This window comes from Mesorhizobium sp. M2A.F.Ca.ET.043.05.1.1, from assembly GCF_003952445.1.
Classification (GTDB): Bacteria; Pseudomonadota; Alphaproteobacteria; order Rhizobiales; family Rhizobiaceae; genus Mesorhizobium.
In genome coordinates, this window is sequence record NZ_CP034446.1 from 5,096,048 (window position 1) to 5,121,944 (window position 25,897).

The 25,897-nt window shown below is 65.4% G+C and carries 23 protein-coding genes, 1 tRNA gene and 1 pseudogene; 17 read left to right on the plus strand and 8 right to left on the minus strand.

Going from position 1 to position 25,897, the window contains the following annotated elements; translation table 11 throughout:
* Positions 1 to 22 precede the first annotated feature (22 nt).
* From EJ069_RS24635 to EJ069_RS24660, 6 genes are all read left to right on the plus strand, one after another.
* Complete coding sequence (locus EJ069_RS24635) at positions 23 to 1,894, plus strand: ABC transporter ATP-binding protein (protein WP_126063524.1); 1,872 nt, start codon at positions 23 to 25, stop codon at positions 1,892 to 1,894.
* Positions 1,891 to 2,712, plus strand: a complete 822-nt coding sequence (gene dapB, locus EJ069_RS24640) for a 4-hydroxy-tetrahydrodipicolinate reductase (protein ID WP_126063525.1) — start codon at positions 1,891 to 1,893, stop codon at positions 2,710 to 2,712. The genes EJ069_RS24635 and dapB overlap by 4 nt, the downstream gene beginning before the upstream one ends.
* 30 nt (positions 2,713 to 2,742) lie before the next feature.
* Positions 2,743 to 3,363, plus strand: coding sequence for a 2,3-bisphosphoglycerate-dependent phosphoglycerate mutase (locus EJ069_RS24645; RefSeq protein ID WP_126063526.1), 621 nt, complete (start codon positions 2,743 to 2,745; stop codon positions 3,361 to 3,363).
* Between the two features lie 80 nt (positions 3,364 to 3,443).
* Positions 3,444 to 3,528, plus strand: a tRNA-Leu gene (locus EJ069_RS24650).
* A gap of 352 nt (positions 3,529 to 3,880) precedes the next feature.
* Positions 3,881 to 5,551: a cyclic nucleotide-binding domain-containing thioredoxin-disulfide reductase gene (locus EJ069_RS24655; RefSeq protein ID WP_126063527.1), complete on the plus strand. Its 1,671-nt coding sequence runs from the start codon at positions 3,881 to 3,883 to the stop codon at positions 5,549 to 5,551.
* Between the two features lie 27 nt (positions 5,552 to 5,578).
* Positions 5,579 to 5,884, plus strand: coding sequence for a UBP-type zinc finger domain-containing protein (locus EJ069_RS24660; protein WP_126063528.1), 306 nt, complete (start codon positions 5,579 to 5,581; stop codon positions 5,882 to 5,884).
* Positions 5,885 to 5,907: 23 nt separating this feature from the next.
* Here the strand turns inward: EJ069_RS24660 and EJ069_RS24665 are convergent, their stop codons facing one another.
* The 7 genes from EJ069_RS24665 to EJ069_RS24695 all read right to left on the minus strand — a co-directional run bounded on the left by EJ069_RS24665 (position 5,908) and on the right by EJ069_RS24695 (position 14,293).
* Positions 5,908 to 6,087, minus strand: a complete 180-nt coding sequence (locus EJ069_RS24665; RefSeq protein WP_189341673.1) for a hypothetical protein — start codon at positions 6,085 to 6,087, stop codon at positions 5,908 to 5,910.
* A gap of 335 nt (positions 6,088 to 6,422) precedes the next feature.
* Complete coding sequence (locus tag EJ069_RS24670; RefSeq protein WP_126063530.1) at positions 6,423 to 7,226, minus strand: aspartate/glutamate racemase family protein; 804 nt, start codon at positions 7,224 to 7,226, stop codon at positions 6,423 to 6,425.
* 42 nt (positions 7,227 to 7,268) lie between these two features.
* Positions 7,269 to 8,510, minus strand: a complete 1,242-nt coding sequence (locus EJ069_RS24675) for a D-amino acid dehydrogenase (protein ID WP_126063531.1) — start codon at positions 8,508 to 8,510, stop codon at positions 7,269 to 7,271.
* Between the two features lie 130 nt (positions 8,511 to 8,640).
* Positions 8,641 to 9,360 (minus strand): GntR family transcriptional regulator, encoded by a 720-nt coding sequence (locus EJ069_RS24680; protein ID WP_126063532.1) that lies wholly within the window; start codon positions 9,358 to 9,360, stop codon positions 8,641 to 8,643.
* A 587-nt stretch (positions 9,361 to 9,947) separates the two neighbouring features.
* The gene (locus EJ069_RS24685) at positions 9,948 to 11,117 is read right to left on the minus strand and encodes a PLP-dependent aspartate aminotransferase family protein (RefSeq protein ID WP_126063533.1); all 1,170 of its coding nucleotides are present in this window, start codon (positions 11,115 to 11,117) and stop codon (positions 9,948 to 9,950) included.
* Positions 11,114 to 12,547 (minus strand): pyridoxal-phosphate dependent enzyme, encoded by a 1,434-nt coding sequence (locus tag EJ069_RS24690; RefSeq protein ID WP_126063534.1) that lies wholly within the window; start codon positions 12,545 to 12,547, stop codon positions 11,114 to 11,116. The genes EJ069_RS24685 and EJ069_RS24690 overlap by 4 nt, the downstream gene beginning before the upstream one ends.
* Positions 12,548 to 12,952: 405 nt before the next feature.
* Complete coding sequence (locus tag EJ069_RS24695) at positions 12,953 to 14,293, minus strand: FAD/NAD(P)-binding protein (protein ID WP_126063535.1); 1,341 nt, start codon at positions 14,291 to 14,293, stop codon at positions 12,953 to 12,955.
* A gap of 772 nt (positions 14,294 to 15,065) precedes the next feature.
* On the opposite strand from EJ069_RS24695, the gene tauA reads away from it, so the two are divergent.
* From tauA to EJ069_RS24735, 8 genes are all read left to right on the plus strand, one after another.
* On the plus strand, positions 15,066 to 16,082 hold the full coding sequence (gene tauA, locus EJ069_RS24700) for a taurine ABC transporter substrate-binding protein (protein ID WP_126063536.1): 1,017 nt from the start codon (positions 15,066 to 15,068) through the stop codon (positions 16,080 to 16,082).
* A gap of 154 nt (positions 16,083 to 16,236) precedes the next feature.
* Positions 16,237 to 17,010, plus strand: a complete 774-nt coding sequence (locus tag EJ069_RS24705) for a taurine ABC transporter ATP-binding protein (RefSeq protein ID WP_126063537.1) — start codon at positions 16,237 to 16,239, stop codon at positions 17,008 to 17,010.
* The gene (locus EJ069_RS24710) at positions 17,007 to 17,867 is read left to right on the plus strand and encodes an ABC transporter permease subunit (RefSeq protein ID WP_126063538.1); all 861 of its coding nucleotides are present in this window, start codon (positions 17,007 to 17,009) and stop codon (positions 17,865 to 17,867) included. Before EJ069_RS24705 ends, EJ069_RS24710 begins: the two co-directional genes overlap by 4 nt.
* Positions 17,868 to 17,889: 22 nt before the next feature.
* Positions 17,890 to 18,075 (plus strand): hypothetical protein, encoded by a 186-nt coding sequence (locus EJ069_RS24715; protein WP_126063539.1) that lies wholly within the window; start codon positions 17,890 to 17,892, stop codon positions 18,073 to 18,075.
* Positions 18,076 to 18,585: 510 nt separating this feature from the next.
* Positions 18,586 to 19,542: a sulfonate ABC transporter substrate-binding protein gene (locus EJ069_RS24720; RefSeq protein ID WP_126063540.1), complete on the plus strand. Its 957-nt coding sequence runs from the start codon at positions 18,586 to 18,588 to the stop codon at positions 19,540 to 19,542.
* A gap of 74 nt (positions 19,543 to 19,616) precedes the next feature.
* Complete coding sequence (gene ssuD, locus EJ069_RS24725) at positions 19,617 to 20,774, plus strand: FMNH2-dependent alkanesulfonate monooxygenase (RefSeq protein ID WP_126063541.1); 1,158 nt, start codon at positions 19,617 to 19,619, stop codon at positions 20,772 to 20,774.
* Positions 20,771 to 21,550: an ABC transporter permease subunit gene (locus tag EJ069_RS24730; RefSeq protein ID WP_126063542.1), complete on the plus strand. Its 780-nt coding sequence runs from the start codon at positions 20,771 to 20,773 to the stop codon at positions 21,548 to 21,550. The genes ssuD and EJ069_RS24730 overlap by 4 nt, the downstream gene beginning before the upstream one ends.
* An 8-nt stretch (positions 21,551 to 21,558) precedes the next feature.
* Entirely contained in the window at positions 21,559 to 22,362 is an 804-nt protein-coding gene (locus EJ069_RS24735) for an ATP-binding cassette domain-containing protein (protein ID WP_126063543.1), read from the plus strand.
* 36 nt (positions 22,363 to 22,398) lie between these two features.
* On the opposite strand, the gene EJ069_RS24740 is transcribed toward EJ069_RS24735, so the two are convergent.
* A complete protein-coding gene (locus tag EJ069_RS24740) occupies positions 22,399 to 22,584 on the minus strand; it encodes a hypothetical protein (protein WP_126063544.1) in 186 nt (61 codons plus the stop codon).
* Between the two features lie 308 nt (positions 22,585 to 22,892).
* Here EJ069_RS24740 and EJ069_RS24745 point away from each other — a divergent pair, with 308 nt between their 5' ends.
* From EJ069_RS24745 to EJ069_RS24755, 3 genes and pseudogenes are all read left to right on the plus strand, one after another.
* Positions 22,893 to 23,255 carry a septal ring lytic transglycosylase RlpA family protein gene (locus tag EJ069_RS24745; RefSeq protein WP_126063545.1) on the plus strand — a complete coding sequence of 121 codons (363 nt, stop codon included), beginning with the start codon at positions 22,893 to 22,895 and terminating at the stop codon, positions 23,253 to 23,255.
* A gap of 282 nt (positions 23,256 to 23,537) precedes the next feature.
* A pseudogene (locus EJ069_RS24750) lies at positions 23,538 to 24,814 on the plus strand (polyhydroxyalkanoate depolymerase).
* A 201-nt stretch (positions 24,815 to 25,015) separates the two neighbouring features.
* Complete coding sequence (locus EJ069_RS24755) at positions 25,016 to 25,633, plus strand: transglutaminase-like cysteine peptidase (RefSeq protein ID WP_126063546.1); 618 nt, start codon at positions 25,016 to 25,018, stop codon at positions 25,631 to 25,633.
* Positions 25,634 to 25,897 lie beyond the last annotated feature (264 nt).

Sequence of the window (25,897 nt, forward strand, 5' to 3'; positions counted from 1 at the left end):
AAACCCACGAAGCGCCCCTGATTTGACCGTTCAAACTTCCCTCAAACTGAAAGTCCAGCCCACCGAGGTCAGCGCGGTGCTGCGCCGCATCCTGGCCGAAAACGGCAAGGAATATCGCTGGACCTATGTCGTTGCCGTCGCCTGCCTGCTGATTGTTTCGGGCGCCACCGCCTTCACCGCGTGGATCATGGCGCCGATGATCAACCAGATCTTCTACGAACGGCGCAGCGACATGATCGTCTGGATCTGCGCCGGTTTCATGGGCGCCTCCGTGCTGCGCGGCTTCGCCGGCTACGGCCAGGCGGTGGCGCTGGCCAGGATCGGCAACAACCTGGTCGCCCGCTACCAGAAGCGCAGCTTCGACCATCTGATGAAGCTCGGCGTCGACTTCTTCAACGAGACCCGTTCCGGCCGGCTGGCGGCTCAGGTGAACGAGAATGTCGGGGGCATCCGCGATCTGCTGTCGCTGACGCTGACTTCCATCAGCCGCGACGCGGTCTCGCTCGTCGCTCTCGTCGGCGTGATGATCTACCAGGATCCGGTGCTGTCGCTGAGCTCGCTGCTGATCGGGCCGCCGCTGATCTGGGCCGTCGTCTACATCACCCGCCGCCTGCGCAAGATCAACCGGGAATCCGTGCTGATCAACTCGCGGCTGAACGGGTCCGTCCAGGAGGCCACGCAAGGCATCGCCATCGTCAAGGCCTTCACTCTGGAGGACGAGCTGGCGCGCCGCATCGGCATCATGGCCGACACGGCCGAGCAGCGTAACAACAAGATCGCCCGCGTCGCGGAGCGGCTGTCGCCGATTTCCGAAATCCTGGGCGGCCTCGCCGTCACCGCCGTGCTTGCCTATTCCGGGTATCGGGCGCTGGTGCTCGGGCAGCCGCCGGGCGCGGTGTTCTCCTTCATCACCGCGCTGATCCTGGCCTACGACCCGGCGCGGCGCCTGGCGCGCACGCAGGTCGGCATGGAACGCGCCCTGGTCAATGCGCGCATGATCTACGAGCTGCTCGACCTCGAGCCGAAGCAGGGCGACGCGCCCGACGCGGTCGAGGCGAAGGTCACCACCGGCGAGGTGCGCTTCAACAATGTGACCTTCGGCTACAATACCGACACGCCGGTGCTGCGGGACCTGAGCTTCACCGCTGCGGCCGGCAAGGTGACGGCCATCGTCGGCGCCTCGGGCGCCGGCAAGTCGACGCTGGTGGCGCTGCTGCAGCGCTTCTATGACGTCGACAAGGGCTCGATCGAGGTCGATGGTCAGGACATCGCCAAGGTGACCAAGCATTCGCTGCGCCAATCGATCGCCTATGTGGCGCAGGCGCCCTATCTGTTCGAGGGCACGATCCGCGACAACATCCGCTTCGGCCGGCTGTCGGCCACCGACGCCGAGATCGAGCAGGCGGCGAAGCTGGCGGCGGCCGACGAGTTCATCCGCCAGCAGCCGCAAGGCTACGACACACCGGTCGGCGAAGGCGGCTCGACGCTGTCGGGCGGCCAGCGCCAGCGCGTCTCGATCGCGCGCGCCATCGTTCGCCAGGCGCCGATCCTGCTGCTCGACGAGGCGACCTCGGCGCTCGACAACGAGGCGGAGGCGCGCGTCCAGGAGGCGCTGACCCATGTCATGGACGGCCGCACGACGATCGTGATCGCGCACCGGCTGTCGACGGTGGTCAATGCCGACCATATCATCGTGCTGGAAGAGGGGCGGCTGGTCGAGGAAGGCACGCATGCGACCCTGATGGCCGACCCGCACGGCATCTATGCCCGCTTCCACCGCATCCAGGGCAAGAAGGGGCTGGGGCTTGTCGACGACGCCAAGGCAAGCCAGACTTCGGGCCAAACTCCGGCGCAGCGCAGCCGCGCCAAGAAGACTGTCAGGAGAAGCGCATGAGTGAAGCCGGCGATATGGGCCTGGTGGTGGTGGGCGCCGCCGGCCGCATGGGCCAGACGCTGATCCGCGCCATCCATACGATGCCCGGCGCGCGCGTCGCCGCCGCGATCGAGCGGCCGGACTCCCCGCATCTCGGCAAGGATGCCGGCGAGCTTGCCGGCATCGGCATCATCAACGTGCCGATCGTCGACGATCCGCTGCCGGCCTTCGCCAAGGCCGACGGCGTGCTCGATTTCACGGCGCCGGCGGCAAGCGTCGAATTCGCCGGCTATGCCGCGCAGGCGCGCATCGTCCATGTCATCGGCACCACCGGCTGCTCGGCCGATGACAATGCCAGGATCGCCGCCGCCGCGCGGCATGCGACGATCGTCAAATCCGGCAATATGAGCCTTGGCGTCAATCTTCTGGCGGTGCTGGTCGAGCAGGCCGCGAAGGCGCTCGACCCGGAGGATTTCGACATCGAGATCCTGGAAATGCACCACCGCCACAAGGTCGACGCGCCGTCCGGCACGGCGCTGCTGCTCGGCGAGGCGGCGGCCAAGGGGCGCGGCATCGATCTCGCCGACAACAGCGTGCGGGTGCGCGACGGCCATACCGGCGTGCGCAAGGCGGGCTCGATCGGCTTCGCCACGCTGCGCGGCGGCTCCGTCGTCGGCGACCACAGCGTGATCCTTGCCGGCACCGGCGAGCGCATCACGCTCTCCCACCACGCCGAGGACCGCGCGATCTTCGCGCGCGGCGCGGTCAAGGCGGCGCTTTGGGCGCGCGGCAAGAAGCCCGGACTTTATTCCATGCGGGATGTGCTCGGCCTGAGCTAATCCATATCCAAACATTCTATAGGAGAAAACATGTCGGGAACTCTCGTGCTCGTGCGCCACGGCCAGAGCGAATGGAACCTGAAGAACCTGTTCACCGGCTGGCGCGACGTCGACTTGACCGAGCAGGGCACGGCGGAAGCGCTCGCCGCCGGCGAAAAGCTCAAGGCGCGCGGCCTGAAATTCGACATCGCCTATACGTCGGCGCTGAAGCGGGCGCAGAAGACCTGCCAGCACATCCTCGACGTGGTCGGCCAGAGCGAGCTCAAGACCATCCGCGACCAGGCGCTCAACGAGCGCGACTATGGCGACCTTTCCGGCCTCAACAAGGACGACGCGCGCAAGAAATGGGGCGAGGAGCAGGTGCATATCTGGCGCCGTTCCTACGACATCGCCCCGCCCGGCGGCGAAAGCCTGAAGGACACCGGCGCGCGCGTGTGGCCCTATTACCTGCACGAGGTGCAGCCGCATGTGTTGCGCGGCGAGACGGTGCTGGTCGCCGCCCACGGCAATTCGCTGCGCGCGCTGATCATGGCGCTGGACGGCAAAAGCGGCGAGGAGATCGTCAAGCTCGAGCTCGGCACCGGCGTGCCGGTCATCTACAAGCTCAACGCCGATTCCACCGTGGCCAAGAAAGAAGTGCTGGAGGGGTGAGCCCATTCGGCAAGCCAGGGCAAGCCACGAAAAAAGCGCGTTGACACATATCGTTTGCCCGCTTACATGAGCGCCCACCAGCCCAGATGGCGGAATTGGTAGACGCGCACGGTTCAGGTCCGTGTTCCGCAAGGAGTGGAGGTTCGAGTCCTCTTCTGGGCACCATCTCATCCCGACTGCCAACGGGATCGGCCTTATCCGCCAGCGATCACGACGCTCAAGATTAGCCTTTGACCTCGGAACTTCGTCATCCCAGGGCGGAGCAGGAGCGAAGCTCCGTCGCGGAGACCCTGGGATCCATTCCGTGAAGTCGAGGCGTTGCGGCGCTCCAGAATTCTGCTCTGCTGCCTTCTCCGACAAAGGTCACGGAATGGATCCTCGGGTCTGCGCCGCGTCGCTTCGCTCCTTGCTCCGCCCGTGGATGACGAAGGCGTGTAAGCCATCAGCCACCTCCCCTTCCGGCCAGGCCCCCAACAAACCGCTTCAAACCTGCCGCCCCTGACGCTACGGTCTCATCATGGCCCCTTCCGTCAGCCCGACCATTGCCGCCCGCCGCGACCAGATGTTCCCGATCCTCTCGGATGCGGATATCGAGCGCATGCGGCGCTTCGGCGAGGCGCGCGCCTATGCCGCCGGCGATCATATCGTGACGGCCGGCACGGTTTCGCCGGGCGTGATCCTCATCCTGTCGGGCAAGGTCGACATCACCCAAGCCGGCGGGCTCGGCCAGCCTGAGCCGATCGTCACCCATGGCGCGGGCAATTTCATCGGCGAACTGGCGCAGCTGTCGAACCGGCCGTCGCTGGTCAATGCCGAGGCGGTCGAGCCGGTCGAGGCGATCGTCATCCCCTCGCCGCGGCTGCGCGACCTGATGGTGCAGGAGGCCAATCTCGGCGAGCGCGTCATGCGGGCGCTGATCCTGCGCCGCGTCGGGCTGCTCGAAAGCGGCGCCAGCGGGCCGGTCGTCATCGGCCCTCCAGGCAATGGCGACGTGCTGCGGCTGCAAGGTTTCCTGCGGCGCAGCGGGTTGCCTCACCGGGCGCTCGATTCCGACACCGACCCTTGCGCCAAAACGCTGATCGAGCGGTTCCATGTCGACCCGCACCATCTGCCGATCGTGCTCTGCCCGAACGGCAAGCTGATGCACAATCCGGGCGAGAACGAGCTTGCCCGCTGCGTCGGCCTGCTGCGGCCGATCGATGCCGAGAAGATCTATGACGTGGCGATCGTCGGCGCCGGCCCTGCCGGGCTGGCGGCGGCGGTCTATGCCGCCTCGGAAGGACTGTCGACCATCGTGCTCGACTGCCGCGCCTTCGGCGGGCAGGCGGGCGCCTCGGCCCGCATCGAGAACTATCTCGGCTTCCCGACCGGCATCACCGGCATGGCGCTGATGGCGCGCGCCTACAATCAGGCGCAGAAATTTGGCGTCGAGATGGTGATCCCCGACGAGGCGAAGCTGCTGGACGACGCCGGCGACGGCGCCCGCTACAGGCTTGCCATCGGCGATGGCGAGAGCGTGCGCTCGCGTGCGGTGGTGATCGCCAGCGGCGCGCGCTACCGCCGCCTCGACATCGCCAACCTCGCGCAGTTCGAGGGGACGTCGGTGCATTACTGGGCCTCGCCGATCGAGGCCAGGCTTTGCCAGAGCCAGGAGGTGGCGCTGGTCGGCGCCGGCAATTCGGCCGGACAGGCGGCCGTCTATCTGGCGAGCCAGGTGCGCAAGGTGACGCTCTTGGCGCGCCGCGACAACCTCGACGCCACCATGTCGCGCTATTTGGTTGAGCGCATCAAGGCGCAGCCCAACATCGAGGTGCTGACGCAAACCGAAGTGACGGCGCTGGAAGGCCATGACGGCAATCTCGAGCGGCTGCGCTGGCGCAACCGGATAACCGGCGAGGAGACAGAGCGCGCCATCCACCACCTCTTCCTGTTCATCGGCGCCGACCCGAACACCGACTGGCTGGCCAACTGCAATGTGGCGCTGGATGCGAAGGGTTTCGTGCGGACCGGACCGGACACGACGCCGGGGCACGGGCTGATGGAGACGAGCCGCAGCGGCGTGTTCGCCATCGGCGACGTGCGCTGCGGCTCGACCAAGCGCGTCGCGGCCGCCGTCGGCGAAGGCGCGCAGGTGGTTGCGGCCCTGCATGCCTATCTGGCAGGTAACGGCGCCGCCGCCAACGAATAATCAGCCCGAACCGGCCAGGAGATCGTGATGGACGAATGCAGGCACACCAGGGACATCAAAAAGGTCACGCCGAGCGCGCTGGGCTGCGAGGAATGCCTGAAGAGCGGATCCTGGTGGGTGCATCTCAGGCTCTGCCGCACCTGCGGCCATGTCGGCTGCTGCGACGACTCGCCCAACCGCCACGCGACAAAGCATTTTCACGCCACGCAGCATCCGATCATCGAAGGCTACGACCCGCCGGAAGGCTGGGCCTGGTGCTTTGTCGACGAGGTTTTCGTCGACCTCGAGGGCGATACGACGCCCCAGAACGGGCCGATACCACGCTTCGTCTGAGGTAAGCCCGCCGCCGGCGGTTCTCAGCGCACCGAGCCCGTCACGGTCGGATCGACGGGGTCCGGCACGGATTTGCGATCGTTGCCGGCAAAAATGCCGATGAGGAGAAGGCTGAGGACGACCGGCACAAACAGGATGGCGACGCGGGCCTGCACGTAGAAAATAGCACGCCATTCGTTTCGCTTTTCGGGGCTGTCGTTCATCATGCTCGCTCTGTCTGCGCCACCCGGGGCCGGAGATAGAGACGAAGCGTTAAACATCTCCTTCCGATTCCGTTAACGGACGGATGATCAGCGTTAATCGCAGAGGGCAGCGCTGCCCCCGCTCCGTCTCGGCGCTGCGCGCCGATCCACCTCTCCCCCACTTTGTGGGGGCGAGGAAACGCCAATCGCCGAGCCAGCGCCCTTCGCGAGCCTGGGTTCCTCGCCCCGCCAGAGGCGGGGAGAGGTGGCTCGGCGAAGCCGAGACGGAGAGGGGAGCGCCCTATGCCATTACCCGCTGGATACGCCTCCTATCCCCTGAAAGTCTGCTCCACCAATCAAACATCAGCCAGCGCGAACAGCCTTCCACCCGCCGGCACCACGTCGTCGATGCCGGCGAGGCGCAGGCAGTGCCAGGCCATGGCGTGGTTGGAGGAGGTGAGGGGAACGCCGATGCGCCGCTCCAGCTCCGCCACGGCTTCGGCGACGCGCAGGCTGGTGCAGGAGATGAAGATCGCATCGACGCCGGGCACTTCAGCCATGCGTTCGGCGGCAGCCTCGATGGAAGCCAGCGAGATGCGGGCCGCTTCGCGATCGTCGCGGCGGTCGAAGGTGGCGACGGCCGCGATGTCGAGGCCGCGGCCGGTGAAATAGCGGACCAGGCCCTGGTTGATCTCGGGCGCGTAGGGGGTAAGCAGGCCGATGCCCTTGGCACCGAGCGCCTTGAAGGCGGCCAGCGCGCCGGTGACCGGTGTGGTGCAGGCGACGCCCGGCCGCGCCTTCCTGATCTCGGCGAAGACGGCTTCCTCCCCGAGCGTCATGGTGGCCGAAGTGCAGCCGAAGCCGACGACGTCGAGCGGGATGCTGGGCAGGATGAGATCGACGGTGGGGGCGATGCGCGGGCCGATGGCGCGCAAAGTGTCGGGCGTGATGTCGTTGTCGTTGAACAGCCGCGCCTCGTAGAAGGCGACGCCCGGAATGCGCACCAGCGCGCGGAACTCGTGCTCCAGCGTCTGGTCGGTGGCGAGGATCGCCAGGCCGATCGCCGCGCGCGAGGCGAGGCCGCCATCGATCTGCGACGGAAGGACGCCAAGGTCGACCGGTCCTGACGACTGAGGGCGGGTAGCGGCGCTGACGGACATGGCGTTCCCTTTCTTCTTGTCGATCCCGTGCGGACCAAACATTCAGTTCAAAAGGCCTTCCATGGAAACAGAAGGCTTGCGGCCGGCGATCAGGTCGGCGGTGATGCGGGCCGACCCATGCGACATGGTCCAGCCGATATGGCCGTGCCCGGTGTTGAGGTAGAGGTTGCGCAGGCGCCGCCGGCCGAATTCGGGCAGGTTGTTCGGCGTCATCGGCCTGAGCCCCGCCCACATCTCGGCGCGGTCATAATCGGCGCTTTCAGGATAAAGCTCCTCGGTCACGCCTTTCATAAAGGCGAAATCGGCCGGCTTGTGGCTGGTGTCGTAGCCGGCGAATTCGGCGGTAGCGGTGACGCGCAGCCGGTCGCCGAAGCGCGACACGGCGACCAGATTGTGCTCGTCGATCGCTGCGATGGTCGGCGGCGCCGGCCGGTTGCCGATCGGGATGGTCAGCGAATAGCCCTTGACCGGATAGATCGGCAGGCTGAGCCCGATCGTCCTGGCTATCAGCGGGCTGTAGGAGCCAAGCGCCAGCACATAGGCATCGCCCTTGACCGCGCCCTTGTCGGTCATCACCTGCGCGACGCCGTCACCCGACGTCTCTATGCCGGTGATGGTGGTGCCGATCCGGATCTCGCCGCCGCGCTCGACCATCTTGGCGGCCAGCGCCCGGGTGAACTTCGCCGGGTCGCCGGTCTCGTCGGTCGGGCAGTGAATGCCGCCGGCGATCTTTTCCCTGGCCGAAGCCAGCGAGGGATCGAGCGCGACGATGGCGTCGCGGTCGAGCACCTTGATCAGCTGTCCATCGGATTCCAGCAGCTTCATATGCTCGACGCCTTTGTCGAGCGCCTGCTGGCTGCGATAGAAATAGAGGATGCCGCGATCGTTGCGGTCGTAGTCGATCGCCTCGTCGGCGACGACCTGTTGCAGCACCGATTGCGAATAGACGGCGAGCCGGTGCTTGAGCAGCGTGTTGCGCCTGGCCTTTTCGGCCGTGCATTCCATCAGGAACAGCCATGACCAGCTGTAGAGCCTCGGATCCGCCGAGAGCCTGAAGCGCAGCGCCTGATCCTTCAGCACCAGCGATTTCAGCAGGATCATCGGCGCCCTGGGCGAGGACCAGACGAAGGAATGCCCCGGCGCGATCATGCCGGCATTGCCCCAGCTGGTCTCGGCCGCGACCTGTTGCTGGCGCTCGAGGATGACGACCTCGTGCCCGTCCTTCTGCAGCTGGTAAGCAGTGGTGACGCCGACCACGCCGCCACCCAACACGATCACGCGCATCACGCCTCCGCAGATCGCAAAGTGAGTACACTTTAGAGTCTATCGCGAGATCCGCAAGGGGCAGCCTGCAAAATGGCCGTCTTTTGAGATGCCGGCGGGCCGCGGCGTTGAGGTTCTCCGCGGAAGCTCTCTACGCCGTTTCCGGGAAAAGCCGCGCCAAGCCGCGCGCGGCCACTTCGATGGCGTGCGCAGAGCTCAGCGTGATGTGCTTTTCGAGGAGGCTCGCTCCGCCCGCGGCGTCGCGGCGGCGCAGGGCGCCAATGATCGCATCATGCTCCCGATAGGTGCGTTCGCGGCGCGATGAAGACTCCAGGTCGATGCATCTGAAGAAGCGGATACGCGAGCAGAGACCTTCGAGCGCGCTGATCATCTGCGCATTCTTCGACAATCGCGTCAGGCCCATGTGAAAGCTCTCGTCGGCGACAGCGATCTGCGCCCATGAGCCCTCGTCTCGGAAGCTGCTGTGTCTTGTCCAGGTCCCGGCCGCCGCCTCGATCTCGGCATCGGTCGCCCGCTCGCAGGCAAGCACGAAGGCGGCACGCTCGATCGCGGCGCGAAGCTCATAGAGATCGCGCACCGCCTCCGGCGTCAGCTCGCGGGCGAAAAAGCCCTTGTTCGGCACGGAGGTGACAAAACCATCGCGCTCCAGCCGATTGAGCGCGGCGCGCACCGGCGTCCGGCTGACCGCCAGCTCGGCGGCGAGCTCGACTTCATTGATCCGCTCGCCCGGCCGGAAACGATAGTCGATCGCGAAGTCCTTGATCCGGGCATAGACACGCTCGACGCCGTCGGCCGCGCGGACGGCACGGGTAGCCGCCGATTTTTCACCACCGCCGCGTCCTTGTGTCATCAGCCCTCATCCCGGCGCCGCCGGCCAATCGGCGGGCGTAGCTATGATATGTTCTGAAATCGCAAAGTGCACTCAGTTGCGCTTAAAGCGTTTTCCGTTTCATGGAAACGGCGAAGCGCTCTATCTTTTTGTTTGTCTTGCTTGTCGCAATTGCCGGGCGGAAGGCTACGGCGAAGGCGGCTCACACTTTTCCTGGAACTGCTCAAGTTCCTCAACACAGAAGTTTTGACCGGTTGGTTAGTGCGCGTTGGCAGATCCCCGGCCTTGGCGACTGACTGGGACATCTATCGCGATCGTCATCCACGGGCGGAGCAAGGAGCGAAGCGACGCGCGCAGACCCGAGGATCCATGCCGTGACTTGGAAGCGCCGCGGCGGCCCAGAATTCTGCACCGTTGCACACTTCGGTCCAGGTAACGGCATGGATTCCAGGGTCTGCGCGCGTCGCTTCGCTCCTTGCTCCGCCCTGGAATGACGAGGTTCGGGAGCCTCCAACTCATCGCCAGCGTTTGCGCTGGCTTATCCCAAACGGATGTTGATAGCCTTGCCCGACAAGCCTGCAATCTTTCAAAATCACTGTGTTGAGGAACTAGTGCGCCAGCGCCTGCTCCAGGTCCGCGACCAGATCATCGCCGTCCTCGATGCCGCAGGACAACCGCACCAGCGAATCGGTGATGCCGATCGCCCCGCGCTTCTCCGCCGGGATCGAGCCGTGCGTCATCAGCGCCGGGTGCTCGATCAGGCTTTCGACGCCACCGAGGCTTTCGGCCAGCGTGAAGAGCTGGGTGCGTTCGAGGAAGCGTTTGGTGCCCGCCAGGTCGCGGTCGAGGTCGACCGAGATCATGCCGCCGAAGGCGTGCATCTGCTGGACGGCGATGGAATGCTGCGGGTGGCTGGCGAGGCCGGGATAGATCACCCGGCGGACATCTTTTCGCGTTTCCAGCCATTGCGCTATTTTCAGGCCGTTCGCGGAATGGCGCTCCATCCTCAGCGCCAAAGTCTTGATGCCGCGGAGCGCCAGAAAACAGTCGAACGGGCCGGAGATGGCGCCGATGGCGTTCTGCAGGAATTTCAGCTGGTCGGCGAGATCCTTGTTGTCGCCGACGACCGCCACGCCGCCGACCATGTCGGAATGGCCGTTCAAATATTTCGTCGTCGAGTGCACGACGATGTCGATGCCAAGCTCCAGTGGGCGCTGGATATAGGGGCTGCAGAACGTGTTGTCGGCAACGGTAAGCAGGCCCTTACGCTTTGCAAGCGCCGCGAGAGCTTCGAGATCGACGATGCGCAGCAGCGGGTTGGTCGGCGTCTCGACCCACAGCAGCTTCGTGTCCGGCCGGATCGCGGCTTCGACCGCGGCAAGGTCGGTGAAGTCGGCGAAGCTCACCTGCAAGCCCGCGGAACGTTTGCGCACCCGCTCCATCAGCCGGAACGAGCCGCCATAGATATCATCGGTGGCGACAATATGGGCGCCGGAATCGAGCAGCTCGAGCACCGTCGAGATCGCCGCCAGGCCGGAGGCGAAGGCGAAAGCCCTGGTGCCGCTTTCAAGATCGGCGACCGCGCGTTCGAAGGCAAAGCGCGTCGGGTTCTGGCTGCGGGCATACTCAAAGCCCTTGTGCACGCCGGGCGATTGCTGGCCATAGGTGGAGGTGGCGTAGATAGGCACCATCACCGCGCCGGTCAGCGGGTCGTGGCTCTGGCCGCCATGGATGGTGCGGGTGGAAAAGGCCAGGCGGTTCTTGCCGTTTGAAGTCATTTTGCGCGGCGCCTCAGATGGTTGATCAGGTCGATACGAGTTATCAGACCGATGAACTCCTCGCCATCGAAGACGATGGCGACCTCGTTGCGGTCGAAGACAGGCAGCAGCGCGTCCAGCGTCTGGTTGGCCTGCAGCGTGTGCAGGTTCGACGTCATGGCCGTGCGCACCGGCGCGTTGAAGCGGTCCCAGCGGCCGTCATAGGGACCGTCGACCTTGGCCAGGATATCGCTCTCGTCGACGATGCCGACCAGCCTGCCTTCGTCCAGCACCGGCAATTGCGAGACATCGGAACGGCGCATGCGGCCATAGGCGTTGAGCAGGCTTTCCTCCGGCCCGACCCAGACGGTGTCGCCGGTGCGGTGCGAACGCATGACGAGGTCGCGCAGATCGCCATGCTGCTCCTGCTCGGCAAGGCCCTGCTCGGCCAGCCAGAAATCGTCGAACACTTTCGACAGGTACTTGTTGCCGCTGTCGCAGACGAAGGTGACGACGCGCTTCGGCGCCGTCTGCTCGCGGCAATAGCGAAGCGCGGCCGACAACAGCGTGCCAGAGGACGAACCGGCGAGGATGCCTTCCTTGGACAAGAGATCGCGCACCGCCAGCATGCTCTGCTTGTCGGGGATGGAATACGCCTTCTTGACCAGCGAGAGATCGGCATTGGGCGGCACGAAATCCTCGCCGATGCCTTCGACCGTCCAGCTGCCGGCCTCCTCCATCTTGCCGGTCTTGATCAGCGGCGCCAGCACCGAGCCGACCGGATCGGCCAGCACCATCTCGGTTTTCGGCGAGTGTTTCGCGAAGTAACGGCCGAGACCGGTGAGCGTGCCGCCGGAGCCGACGCCGACCACCACCGCGTCGACATCGCCGTCGAGCTGCCAAAAAATTTCCGGCCCGGTCGTCGTCTCATGCGCCAGCGGATTGGCCGGATTGGCGAACTGGTTGGCATAGAAGGCGCCGGGCAGCTCGGAAGCGATCTTCTCGGCCATGTCCTGGTAGTATTCGGGGTGGCCCTTGCCGACATCGGAGCGGGTCATGCGCACCTCGGCGCCGAGCGCGCGCAGATGCTGGATCTTCTCGCGCGACATCTTGTCGGGCACGACCAGGATGATGCGGTAGCCTTTCGGGATGCCGACCTGGGCGAGGCCGAGACCGGTGTTGCCGGCGGTGGCCTCCACGATGGTGCCGCCGCGCCTCAACTTGCCCGCCTTCTCGGCGGCGGCGATCATCGACAGCGCGATACGGTCCTTGATCGAGCCGCCGGGATTCTGGCTTTCGAGCTTGATGAACAGCCGGCATTTGCCGGTGTCGAATTTGGTCAGCTCGACGATCGGCGTCTGGCCGATCAGGTCGAGCACCGAAGGGTAAGGCGGGCGAAGCCTCGACAGGTTGGTGTCCGCGCCGCCGGGCGCTTTTGTCTGCTCGCTCATCTTGAGTGCTCCATCGAAGCAGTTCGAGGCGGATGTCGGCAATCTCGCGCATTCTTGTTGGATCATGATCTATTCCAAAAACCGGTTCCCACTTTTTGGGATCATGCTCTAGCCGCCGGAATCCATCCCGGTTTCGCGGAGCGCGCGCCCTGTCTTTTCCAGCCCTTTTCATCCGGAAAGAAGATAGATCGTGCCAATCCGGCGGCGAGTCGGGGAATGGAATTTCACGGAGGCTTGTAATCTCCCCCTCGAGGGGGAGATGTCGCCGAAGGCGACAGAGGGGGTCGCCGCGCGTGCAGCGCAAACCTCCATTTGCAACAGATTAGGCCGAGCCCGGTCGGACCGACCCCCTCTGCCTGCCGGCCATCTCCCCCTCAAGGGGGGAGATTATCCCTCGACCATGCCTCACCCCAGCAGCTGCTTGCTCAGCTTCGCGCACTGCACGCGTATATCCGGAATGGCGTCGATCTCGAAGAAGGTGCCGCGCGTCAGCGGGCCGACGGCGAGCAGCTTCGACGACACCGTGCCGTCGGCCGCGATCAGCTCGCATTTCGCGGTGACGTCGAGGCCGAGGCGCAGCGGATCCGGCCGCGCGACGCCACGCTCGATCAGCGCGCGCACGAGGCCGTTCGAGGTCCTCGAAATGTCGCGGGCGATGCCCATGCAATCATAGAGCCGGGCGACCTCAAGAATCTCGATATCCTGCGTGCCGCGCGGCTGGATATTTACGGTGAAGCTGCCGTTCGCCTCGACATTCACGATCCTGCCGGCGACGAGGCGGATGCGGCCTGACCTGACCGCCTCGGTGACGCGCTGGTAGACTTCCGGCGCCATGCGGTGGCGGTGGATGTCCCACCAGGCCTTGGTGTGCTCGACGAAGCGGCGCTTGGCGGACGAGGGCCAGTTCTGCCAGATCGTCTGGTTGAAGGGCCGCAACCCATCGACGACGTCGCGCCAGTCGCCGCCGGCCTTCTGGGTCTCGCGGATCAGGTTGCGGAACCAGCCGACGAAATAGGAAAGCTCGGTGCCGAGCGGAATGTCGGCGATATCGAGCTTGATCGGGTTGCCCTTGCGGTGCGGCGACGGCAGCAGGCCGCGCCGCGATACCGCGACGATCGGGCCGCTATGGCCGCGCTGTTCCAGCGACAGGAAGGCGTCGACCATGCTGAGGCCCGTGCCGAGCAGCAGGACACCGGCTTGCGGATCGAGCGCGGTGTCGGCCTCCGTCCCCATGCGGATGGCATGGCCCTGGAAGGCCCCGGGCTGCTCGTCATGGCCGGTGGCAAGAACGGCCAGATGGCCAACGACGCTGGTGCCGTTGGCGAGCACAACCTCGACGCCAGCCGGCGTCGGCGAGATCGACAGGCTCTCCTCGGCAATCAGCCGCAGCCGGCCGGTCTCGCGCTCACGTTCCACCAGATCGTCGAGCAGCTCTCTCAGGTAACGGGCATAGAGACTGCGCGGCGCATAAAATGGCCCCTGGTCGGGTTTGGCGAAGCCGCGCTCAAGCACCCAGCGCGCGAAATGGGTGGGGTCGTCGGCATAGGCGCTCATCCCGGAGGCTTTGACATTGAGCACATGCGCCGACAGCAAAGTGGAATAAGCCATGCCCTGGCCGAAATGCGGACGCTTCTCGATCAGCGTGACGCGCAGATCGGAGTTTGACGACATCAGCAAATGCGCGGCCAGCACCACGCCGCTGGCGCCGCCGCCGACAATGATGATGGAGTTGCCGCGTCCAACCATGGTTGCGAGCCGGTTTTTGTCGAGCGATCAGCGTGCGGCGAGCGCCGCGGGCGGGCTAAGCCGCAAGCCACGAACGATCGCCGGAACGGTTTTCAGAAGGTCGCGCATCGTTCTCTCACTCCCAATGTTGATAAGATTACTATACTAAGCGAGGCAAGCACGAAACCCGCGTTTCAATTCGCCGGCGATTTGAAGCATGAATTTGCTGAAACCCGGTGACAGGAGGATTTTCGTTCAGGCTGCCGCGATTGTGGAAGGGCGCCGCATCCGCTGTCGTCATTCTAGGCCGGAGAGTCCGCTTTGGTATCTTTGAAAGGGAGCGCCAACCCAACGACTTCGTCATTCTAGGGCGGGGCGACGCGAAGCGGCGCGTAGACCCTAGAATCCATGCCGTTACCTTCGCGAGAGGTGCAACGGTGGAGAATAGAACCTTATCTACCCCCGCCGAAAGATAGGTCTGCACCGCAGCATCTCTTCTATTTCACGGCATGGATTCTAGGGTCTGCGCGCGTCGCTTCGCTCCTTGCTCCGCCCTGGAATGACGACTGGAGGGACGGCTTTGCCAACCACCCAGGGCACCGAAGAGCGCGGCTGGCGGCCGCGTCCACCCGCACCAACCCCGCGACCATTCCTTTGCGCCCGTTCCGCCGTTACCCCGCGACACTTTTCCAACAAAGCGCCCTTCGTTGGAAGGATTTAACTCTACAAACCTGATAGAATTAACGGACGATAGAAAGGCAATCCGGTTTTCAGGGGTTTATGGAGCCTTTCAATGTCAATCCTTTCACGACGCATTCTGTTGCTTTCGTCGGCCGCCGCTCTTGCCGGTGCCGCCCTGCTCGGCCCGGCCAACGCCGAGGATCTCAAGATCACCATCGGCTACCAGACGGTGGTCGAGCCTTCGAAAGTGCCGCAGGCCGACGGCGCCTATGAGAAGGCGACCAAGGCGGCGATCGACTGGCGCAAGTTCGATTCCGGCGCCGACGTCATCGCCGCGATCGCTTCCGGCTCGGTCGATATCGGCTATGTCGGCTCGAGCCCGCTGGCCGCGGCCGCCAGCCGCGAGCTGCCGATCCAGGCCATCTTCGTCGTCGGGCTGATCGGTCCATCGGAGGCGCTGGTCGCCCGCAACGGCGCCGGCATCGAGAAGGTCGCGGACCTGGCCGGCAAGAAGGTCGCCGTGCCGTTCGTCTCGACCACGCATTACAGCCTGCTCGCGGCGCTGAAGCATGAGAATGTCGATCCGAAGTCGGTGCAGATCCTCAACCTCAGGCCGCCGGAGATCGCCGCCGCCTTCGCGCGCGGCGACATTGACGCGGCCTATGTCTGGGATCCGGCGCTAGGCCAGGTGAAGACGACCGGCAAGGTGGTGCTGGACTCTTCGCAAGTGGCCGCCTGGGGCGCACCGACCTTCGACGCCTGGATCGTGCGCACCGATTTTGCCGAAAAGCACCCCGAAGCCGTGCGCGACTTCGTCAAGGTGACCGGCGAAGCCTATGCCCAGTTCCTCGCCAAGGCGGAGGCCTGGTCGGTATCCTCGCCGGAAGCCGGCAAGATCGCCAAGCTCACCGGCGCCAAGCTGGAAGAAGTGCCGGAACTGCTCAAGGGCTATGTCTTCCCGTCGCTCGAAGAGCAGGCTTCGGACAAGTTCCTCGGCGGCGCAACCGTGAAGGCCGTCGCGGCGACGTCCGCCTTCCTCAAGGAGCAGGGCAAGGTCGACGCCGTGCTGCCCGACTATTCGAAATATGTGACGGCCAAATATGCCAGCGAGGCGCTTGCCTCGAACTGAGCCTTCTCCACGCAATCTCCGGAAGGATGACCGCCTTTCCGGGGATTGTTCGGAAGCGCGGCCTCCTTCCCTGGCCTTGCGCTTGCCTGCCCCGGAGCCGCTGACGAGGCGCGGCTTCGGGGCAGGCCCGTTAATGCAGTGAGGCCAAATCCCGATGACGCATCTCATCCTCGACAAGGTCAGCGTTCATTATGACGGCCAGCCGGCGCCGGCGGTCGAGCGTGTTTCGCTCGACATTGCGAAGGGCGATTTCGTCGTGCTGGTCGGCCGTTCCGGCTGCGGCAAGACCTCGCTGCTCAACGTCGCCGCCGGCCTGGTCGAGCCCGCGGGAGGACTCGCCACGGTGGGCGGCAAGAAAATCACCGGGCCCGGATCCGATCGCGCCGTTGTCTTCCAGAACGATGCGCTGTTCCCCTGGCTGACGGCGCGGGAAAATGTGGCCTTCGCGCTTAGGCTGCGCGGCGTCCCGGCCGATAGCAGAGCACGCCGCGCCGACGAATTGCTGTCGCTGGTCAAGCTCGCCGAGGCCGGCGACAAGCGCATCTGGGAGCTTTCCGGCGGCATGCGCCAGCGCGTCGGCCTTGCCCGAGCTTTGGCCGCAGAACCCGAATTCCTTCTGCTCGACGAACCGCTTGGCGCGCTCGACGCGCTGACGCGTGAGCGCATGCAGACGACATTGCTCGACCTCTGGGCAGCAAGCCAGGTCGGCGTGCTGATGGTGACGCACGGCATCGAGGAGGCGCTGGTGCTCGCGACCCGCATCGTCGTGCTGGCGCCGGGACCCGGCCATGTGGTGCGGACATTCGAAACGAATTTCGGCCGCCGCTACGCGGCCGGCGAGCCGATCCGCGCGATCAAGGCCGATCCCGGCTTTGCCGCGGCCCGCGCCGAGCTCACCGACGCGATCTTCGAAGGAGAGGCGGCATGAGCGTGAGCACCTATAGCGAACGTCCCGCCGCGAAATCCGGCGAGACCGACAGGCTTTCCGTGCCATGGTCGCGGCCGCCGCCGAAAAGGACGGTCGTCTCAGCCAGGCTGGTCAGCGCGATCACCATCCTGGTGCTGCTCGCCGCCTGGACGGCGGCGGCCTCGCTGCAGCTGGTATCGCCGGTCTTCCTGCCCTCGCCCGCCGCGGTCTGGGCGAAGTTCGTGGTCGTGGCCCGCGACGGGTTCGTCGACGCGACATTGCTCCAGCACACCCTCGCCTCGCTTTGGCGCGTGTTCGCCGCGCTGATCGCGGCGATCCTCGTCGGCGTACCGGTCGGCCTCGCCATCGGCATCAGCCGGATCGGGCGCGGCGTGTTCGATCCGCTGCTCGAATTCCTGCGGCCGATCCCGCCGCTCGCCTATCTGCCGCTGATCATCATCTGGTTCGGCATCGGCGAGCCGTCCAAGATCCTGGTGATCGCCATCGCCATGCTGGCGCCGGTGGCGCTGTCGACCGCCGCCGGGGTGCGCGGCGTTTCGCGCGAGCGCGTCGACGCGGCGCGCTCGCTCGGCGCCACGCGGGCCCAGGTCATCCGCCATGTGATCCTGCCCAGCGCCCTGCCTTCGATCCTCACCGGCCTGCGCATCGCGCTCGGCGCCGGCTGGTCGACGCTGGTCGCTGCCGAGCTGGTCGCGGCGACGCGAGGGCTGGGCTTCATGATCCAGTCGGCGGCGCAATTCCTGGTCACCGACGTGGTGGTGATGGGCATCCTGGTGATCGCGATCATCGCCTTTGCGCTCGAATTCGTCATCCGCCGGATCGAGCGGGTGCTGGTGCCCTGGGCGGGGCGGGAATGAGCTCAAGCGAAGGAGAAGGACGATGACCCATTCCACCGCAGTGCTGTTCGCGCATGTCGGCACATGGCTGTTGCGTCTGCCGCCGAGCGACAAACAGCAGGCAGACGAACCGAAATCACCGACGCCGGTGCTGCTTGCCGGCGACCGCGACCGCCTACCGCCGCGCGACGAGAGCTTCTACTGGGCCTGGCAGTACTGGTCGCAGTGAGCGGGAAGTGGGGGACGCCAGCGCTGGCGACTTCGTCATCCTAATGTCTGCGCCGCGTCGATTGGTTGAAGCCGCCCTCCCAACCTCGTCATTCTATGGCGGAGCAAGGAGCGAAGCGACGCGGCGCAGACCATAGAATCCATGCCGTGACTTGGAAGCGCCGTCCACGGTGCAGAATTCTGCTCCGTTGCACGCCGTGGCGAAGGTAACGGCATGGATTCTAGGGTCTTCGCGACGGAGCTTCGCTCCTGCTCCGCCCTGGAATTACGATCACGAAGGGCGTTCCGGCCAATCTCTAACGCATGCCGCCCGCCAACGCAAACAGGGCCGACCGATCAAAATCCCTGTGCGGTCTCAACCAGGATGACGACACCCAGGGTTACGCGCAGAAAATAATTCCATGAAATCCGCCGAACTCGCAAGATCGTTTCTCTACTAGCTTTATAGATTTACCTAGCCTGCCTTCATTCCAAACGGTCCGGCAGTTCGGGACCATTGAAGGAGAGGGTCATGTTCAATCTGACGAGACGCGTTTTTGGCCTCGGCCTGCTGGTGGCGGCAACGGCTGCCATATCCTTCGGCGCCGCTGCGGATGATCTCAAGGCGTTCAACATCGGCTACCAGAAGACCGGCCTGCCGGTGATCGCCAGGCAGCAGCAGATCATCGAAAAGGCGCTTGCCGACAAGGGCGTGACGGTGAAGTGGGTCGAGTTCACCGCCGGCCCGCCGCTGGTGGAAGCGTTGAATGTCGGCGCCATCGATGTCGGCTGGACCGGCGACGCGCCGCCGATCTTCGGCCAGTCGGCCGGGGCCAACATCGTCTACGCCGCCGCGCTGCCCTCCAACGGCCAGGGCGAGGCGATCTTCGTCAAGCCGGCCTCGCCGATCCAGTCGCTGGCCGACCTCAAGGGCAAGCGCATCGGCGTCGGCAAGGGCACCAGCGCGCACAATCTGGTCGTTGCCGCCCTGGAGAAAGCCGGCATCCCCTTCGATCAGGTCACGCCGGTCTACCTCAGCCCCGCCGACGCGGCGGCCGCCTTCGCCAGCGACCAGATCGACGCTTGGGCGGTGTGGGACCCGTTCTTCGCCATCGCTGAGACGCGCTACCAGCCGCGGGTGCTTGCCCGCTCCATCGACGTGCTCAAGGTCAACACCTATTTCCTCGCCAACAAGGATTTCGCCAAGGCGCATCCGGATTTCGTCTCGACGACGATCGCCGCGCTCGGCGACGCGGCGAAATGGGCGGACCAGAATCGCGACAAGGTGGCCGAGGCGCTGCATGAGGTGACCGGCGTGCCGCTCGACGCGCAGACGATCGCCGCCAACCGCACCAAGTTTGGCATTTATCCGATCACCGCCGAGATCGTCGCCGGCCAGCAGGCGACCGCCGACCGCTTCTTCAAGCTCGGGCTGATTCCGAAAGCGGTGCGGATATCCGACGCCGTCTGGACCGCGCCGGGCAACTGATTTTCGTCCACGGCGCCGGGCGGCGAACGCCCGGCGCCGTCGTATTTTCTCCTGTCTTCTCTCTGGGTTCAGCCATGACTGCTTCAGCCAGCCCGCTCGATTTCTTCTGGTTCATCCCGACGCATGGCGACGGAACCTATCTCGGCACCGAGAAGCAGCAGCGGCCGCCCGAATTCGGCTACTTCAAGGAGATCGCGCAGGCGGTCGACCGGCTGGGCTTCCCGGGCGTGCTCTTGCCCACCGGGCAGAACTGCGAGGATTCCTGGATCACCGCCACCGGGCTCGCGACGCTGACGGAGAGGCTGAGATTCCTCGTCGCGCTCAGACCCGGCGTGACGCTGCCGACCTTCGCCGCGCGCCAGACCGCGGCGCTCGACCGGCTGAGCAACGGCCGCCTGCTGCTCAATGTCGTGGTCGGCGGCAATCCGACCGAGCTTGCCGGCGACGGCGTGTTCCTGCCGCATGACGAGCGCTATGCGCAGGCGCAGGAATTTCTCACCATCTGGCGCGGGCTGGTGTCCGGCGAACGGGTGAATTTCGAAGGCAAACACTACCGCGTCGAGAACGGCCGCCTCGATTTGTTGCCGCTGCAGGAGCGGCCGCCGCTCTATTTCGGCGGCTCCTCCGACGCCGGCCAGGAGCTCGCGGCCGGCCTCGTCGACATGTATCTCACCTGGGGCGAGCCGCCGGCGCAGGTTGCCGCAAAGGTCGCTTCGGCGCGTGAAAAAGCGGCGCGGCGCGGCCGCAAGCTGCGTTTCGGCATCAGGCTGCATTTCATCGTGCGCGAGACCGAGGACGAGGCCTGGCGCGCCGCCGAGCGGCTGATCAGCCATGTCACCGACGCGCAGATCGAGAATGCGCAAGCGCGTTTCCTCAAGGAGATGGATTCGGTCGGGCAGCGGCGCATGGCCGAACTGCATGGCGGCCGGCGCGACCGGCTTGTCGTGTCGCCGAACCTTTGGGCCGGCGTCGGCCTGGTGCGCGGCGGCGCCGGCACGGCTTTGGTCGGCACGCCGGAGCAGATCGTCGAGCGCATCGGCGAATACCAGGCGATCGGCATCGACACCATCATCGGCTCCGGCTACCCGCATCTCGAGGAGGCCTATCGCGTCGCCGAGCTGTTGTTCCCGCGGCTCGGCCTGGGCACGCAGCGGCAACGGGCGCACAAGGATATCGCCAACGAATTCTCGGTCGGCTTCCACGGCGCCAGCCGCCTGCAGGCGGCGTCATGAGCCTGGCGACGCGCCTTGCCAGCAACGGGGTGGCCGGCTGGCTCCTGCCGGCGGCAATCATCGCCGGCTGGGAAGCCGCGGCACGCGCGGGCTTGATCCCCGCCAATGTGCTGCCGGCGCCGAGCGCGGTGGCCGAGGCCTTCTGGCGGCTGACCTTGTCCGGCGAGCTGGTCCGCAACATCGGCGTCTCGACCTTGCGCGCGCTGTCGGGCTTCGTCATCGGCGGCTCGATCGGCTTCGCGCTCGGCCTCGCCAACGGATTGTCGGCGCTCAGCCGCGGGCTCACCGACACGACGCTGCAGATGATCCGCAACATCCCGCATCTGGCACTGATCCCGCTGGTTATCCTCTGGTTCGGCATCGACGAGGAGGCAAAACTCTTCCTGGTGGCGCTGGGCGTCTTCTTCCCGATCTATGTCAACACGCTGCTCGGCATCCAGAGCGTCGATCCGCAGCTGGTCGAGATGGGCCGCGTCTACGGGCTCGACCGGCGCGCCTTGTTCTTCCGGGTGATCCTGCCCGGCGCGCTGCCGTCGATCTTCGTCGGCCTGCGCTACGCATTGGGCATCATGTGGCTGACGCTGATCGTCGCCGAGACGATCTCGGCAAGCTCCGGCCTCGGCTACATGGCCATGCAGGCGCGCGAGTTCCTGCTGATCGATGTCGTGGTGCTCTCGATCCTGATCTATGCGCTGCTCGGCAAGCTCGCCGACAGCCTTGCCCGCCTGCTCGAGCGCCTGTCGCTCGGCTGGCATCCGGCCTTCCAGAAAGGGTGAGAACAAAGATGCCTGCCGCCACCCTCACCGCCGCACGCTCCCTCGTCGCCACGCCGGCGCAAGCCCGGACGATCGGCTCGGTCGAAGGCCGCCGGGCCTTCGCCTTCAAGGAGGTGGGAAAGCGCTTCGGCGACAAGATCGTGCTCGACGGCATCAGCCTCGACGTGCGGGCCGGGCAGTTCCTGGCCGTCATCGGCAAGAGCGGCTGCGGCAAGAGCACGCTGCTTCGGCTGCTCGCCGGGCTCGACCGCCCGACCAGCGGCTCGCTGACCTTCGGCGCCGCCGAGGCGGGTCACAGCCGCACGCGCTTCATGTTCCAGGAGCCGCGGCTGCTGCCCTGGGCGAGCGTGGTGAAGAATGTCGAGATCGGGCTGACCGGCATCGCCGGCGGTGCCGAGGCCAGGCAGCGGGCGCTTGCCATGCTGGACGAGGTCGGGCTCGCCGATCGCGCCGACGAGTGGCCCTCCGTGCTGTCGGGCGGTCAGAAGCAGCGCGTCGCGCTTGCCCGCGCCCTGGTCGGCCAGCCGCAGATCCTGGCGCTGGACGAGCCGCTCGGCGCGCTGGACGCGCTGACCCGTATCGAGATGCAGCAGCTTCTGGAACGGATATGGCTCGACCAGAAGTTCACCGCCGTACTGGTGACGCACGACGTCGGCGAAGCCGTCGCGCTCGCCGACCGCGTCGTGGTGATCGGCGCCGGCAGGATCGCCCTCGACCTCGACGTGCCCGTGGCCCGGCCGCGCCGGCACGGTTCGGCAGAGCTAGCCCATATCGAGGGCACCATCCTGGATCACCTGTTCAACCGGGCTTGAGCGCGGCGCCGGCCGCGATCCCAAATCACGAGATCATTAGACGCGCGACTGGCTCGCCCAGCGCAGTCCGACGATGCCGACCAGCACGGTGACGAGGCCGATATAGAGCCATCGCGTCTGGCCGGTCATGAAGCTGCCGCCGACCAGGCCGAGCCCCTGCAGCGACCATAGCGCGCCCAGGCAAAGCACAATCAGCGCCAGCACAAACCTGAACAATCGCATCGGCTTGATCCTCTCCGGAAGTCGATTTCGAGCGGTGACAGGGACGCAACAAAAGACACTGAGGAGTCGGAGTAGTCCGGCCCCTCTGTACTTCCAATTTAAGAACCGATCTTGTCCGGAACGTCCCGGAGAGTGGTCCGATATTCATCAAGAATACGCCTCTCCACCTCCAAAAATATCATGACAAACTGTTTCGTGGCGACTCCAAACGTGTGCCCTCGCCATGGAACCGCCAGAAGGCTGCCGCATTTCCCGCCTCATTCGGCACTTAGGCGGGGCTATTCGATCAACGGAGCCACCCCCAAAGCATGAAGAGAACCAACCAGACCGCGCTTGTCGCGGTAACGATCGCGGCTGGCCTGATGGCTGGCGCCTCGTCCGCCTCCTCCGCCGCCGCGCAATGCGGCCGCGCTTCCTGGTATGCGCTGCATTCCAGAACCGCCTCAGGGGAACGCATGAACCCCTCGGCACTGACCGCCGCCCACCGCACTCTGCCTTTCGGCACCAAGCTCAGGGTCACCAACAAGAACAACGGCCGCAGCGTCGTCGTGCGCATCAACGATCGCGGTCCGTTCGTCAAGGGCCGCATGCTCGACCTGTCCCGCGGCGCCGCCCGCCAGCTGGGCTTCATCGGTTCGGGCCACACCGCCGTCTGCATGGCGCGCGCCTAGAGAGCTCCACCGTTTTCGCCGGACCATGATCCAACGCAGCCCCACGGTTCTGGATCATGGCCGGGGTCCGGCAAAGAGGGGCCGGACACATATCCTTCACATTTCGGCACCGCACAGTGAGCCGGCTCGCCCGCTCAAGCCTGATTTCCAACAGGTTGAACCAAAGAAGCATTCGTCAGACAAAATGACGTATTGCATCGCAACAATATCTTGTTAACCTCGCCGGGCAAGGCTCGGCGCTGTTCGTCGTCCTTTGGTCGACGGACGGCAACGGGGTTCTCAATGTTCTACCAGCTCTACGAAATGAACCATGCGGCGCTGCAGCCCGCGCGCCTCTATGCCGACGCGGTGCGGCTCTTCTACTCCAACCCGCTCAACCCGATCTCCCACACCCCTTCGGCCGCTCGGTCGCGGCGACCGCCGAGCTGTTCGAGCGCACCACACGCCGCTACGGCAAGCCGCAATTCGGGCTGGACAAGACCGTGGTCGACTGGAAGAGCGTCGACGTCACTGAAAAGACGGTCTGGTCGAAGCCGTTCTGCAACCTGGTGCGCTTCGAGCGCGCGCTGCCCGCAGGGCGCAAGCCTGACCCGAAGCTTTTGATCGTGGCGCCGATGTCGGGCCACTACGCGACACTGCTGCGCGGCACGGTCGAGGCGATGCTTCCGCACGCGGACGTGCACATCACCGACTGGGTCGACGCCCGCATGGTGCCGGTGGCGCAAGGCAGCTTCGATCTCGACGACTATATCGACTACGTCATCGAGATGTTCCATGCGCTCGGCCCCGACACCCATGTGATGGCCGTCTGCCAGCCTTCCGTGCCGGTGCTGGCGGCGGTGGCGCTGATGGACAGGCGCGGCGATCCCTTCGTGCCGTCGACCATGACGCTGATGGGCGGGCCGGTCGACACGCGCCGCAACCCCACCGCGGTCAATCTCCTGGCCAAGGAAAAGGGCATCGACTGGTTCCGCGACAATGTCATCATGCAGGCGCCCTGGCCGGTGCCGGGCTTCGGCCGCGTGGTCTATCCGGGCTTCCTGCAGCTCTCCGGCTTCATGAGCATGAATCTCGACCGCCACATCATCGCCCACAAGGACTTCTTCATGCACCTTGTGAAGCATGACGGCGACAGCGCCGAAAAGCACCGCGACTTCTATGACGAATATCTGGCGGTGATGGACCTGACGGCGGAATTCTACCTGCAGACGGTCGACACCGTGTTCGTGCGCCACGCCTTGCCGAAGGGCGAGATGACGCATCGCGGCGAGACGGTCGACTGCGCAGCGATCCGCAACGTCGCGCTGCTCACCATCGAAGGCGAGAACGACGACATTTCCGGGCTCGGCCAGACCCAGGCCGCGCATGATCTGTGCGTCAACATTCCCGCCGACAAGCATGTCCATTACGTGCAACCGGCCGTCGGCCATTACGGCGTCTTCAACGGCTCGCGCTTCCGCTCCGAGATCGTGCCGCGCATCGCCGACTTCATTTCCAGCTATGGCCGCCAGCAGCGTGTGGCGACGAGGCCCAAACTGGTCCGTTCCGCGAAAGGCTGAACGCCGCGGACCGCGCCAGAGCGAACTTCCGTTCCGCCGCCGGAGGGCGGCCGCTGGTGTTGCGCCAGCGCCTCTGTTGCGAAAGTGCCGCTACGGGATCGTCCAGGTAACCATGCCGTCAAACTGGCCGCGGTCTCTAATTGACACGGACTGTAAATCGCCTTTAACGTTTCGTTAATAAAGAACAGGGCGGCGGGGGCAATGACTTCCTCAGCGATGACGCGGATTCTGCGTTTGTGTTCAGTCGCAGGGCTGGCGATTTCAGCCCACTGGGCGGTGCCCGCCTGGGCGGCGGGCGCAATGACCACGGGCGGCCTGACCTCGCAGCCGATCGGGCACTATGATTTCTGCAAAGCGCGTCCGAACGAATGCAACATCCATCCGGCCGATCTCGAGCCGGCCAGGATGACGGACGGCCTGTGGCGCAAGCTGGTCAGCGTCAGCGCCAAGGTCAACGCCGCCGTCAAGCCGTTGAGCGATCTCGACCACTACGGAAAGGATGAAGTCTGGGCCTATCCGGATGACGGCTATGGCGACTGCGAGGACTATGTGCTGGAAAAGCGCCGCCAGCTTTATCGCATGGGCATGTCGCTCGCCGATCTCCTGATCACCGTTGTTCGCAAGCCGGACGGCGAAGGCCATTCGGTGCTGACGGTGCGCACCGACAAGGGCGACTACGTGCTCGACAATCTCACCGACAAGGTGAAAGCCTGGGACGCGACCGGCTACCGCTTCCTCAAGCGCCAGGCGATCGACAACACCGGACGCTGGGTCTCGATCCGCGACGGCCAGGCGGTGCTGGTCGGCTCGGTGCAGTAGGAACCGGGCGACGCCACCTCGGCTTCGTCATTCCAGGGCGAAGCAAGGAGCGTAGCGACGCAGCGCAGACCCTGGAATCCATTCCGTTACCTACAGGCGTTGCCGCGGTGCAGAACGACCTCCGTTCTGCACCGCTTTTACCTTCGCGCGAGGTCACGGCATGGTTCCTCGGGTCTACGCGTCCGCTTCGCTCCGGCTCCGCCCGTGGATGACGAAGGCGGTGGCCCTCCGAAAAAATCGCACAACTCCATGAACCATTCCCGT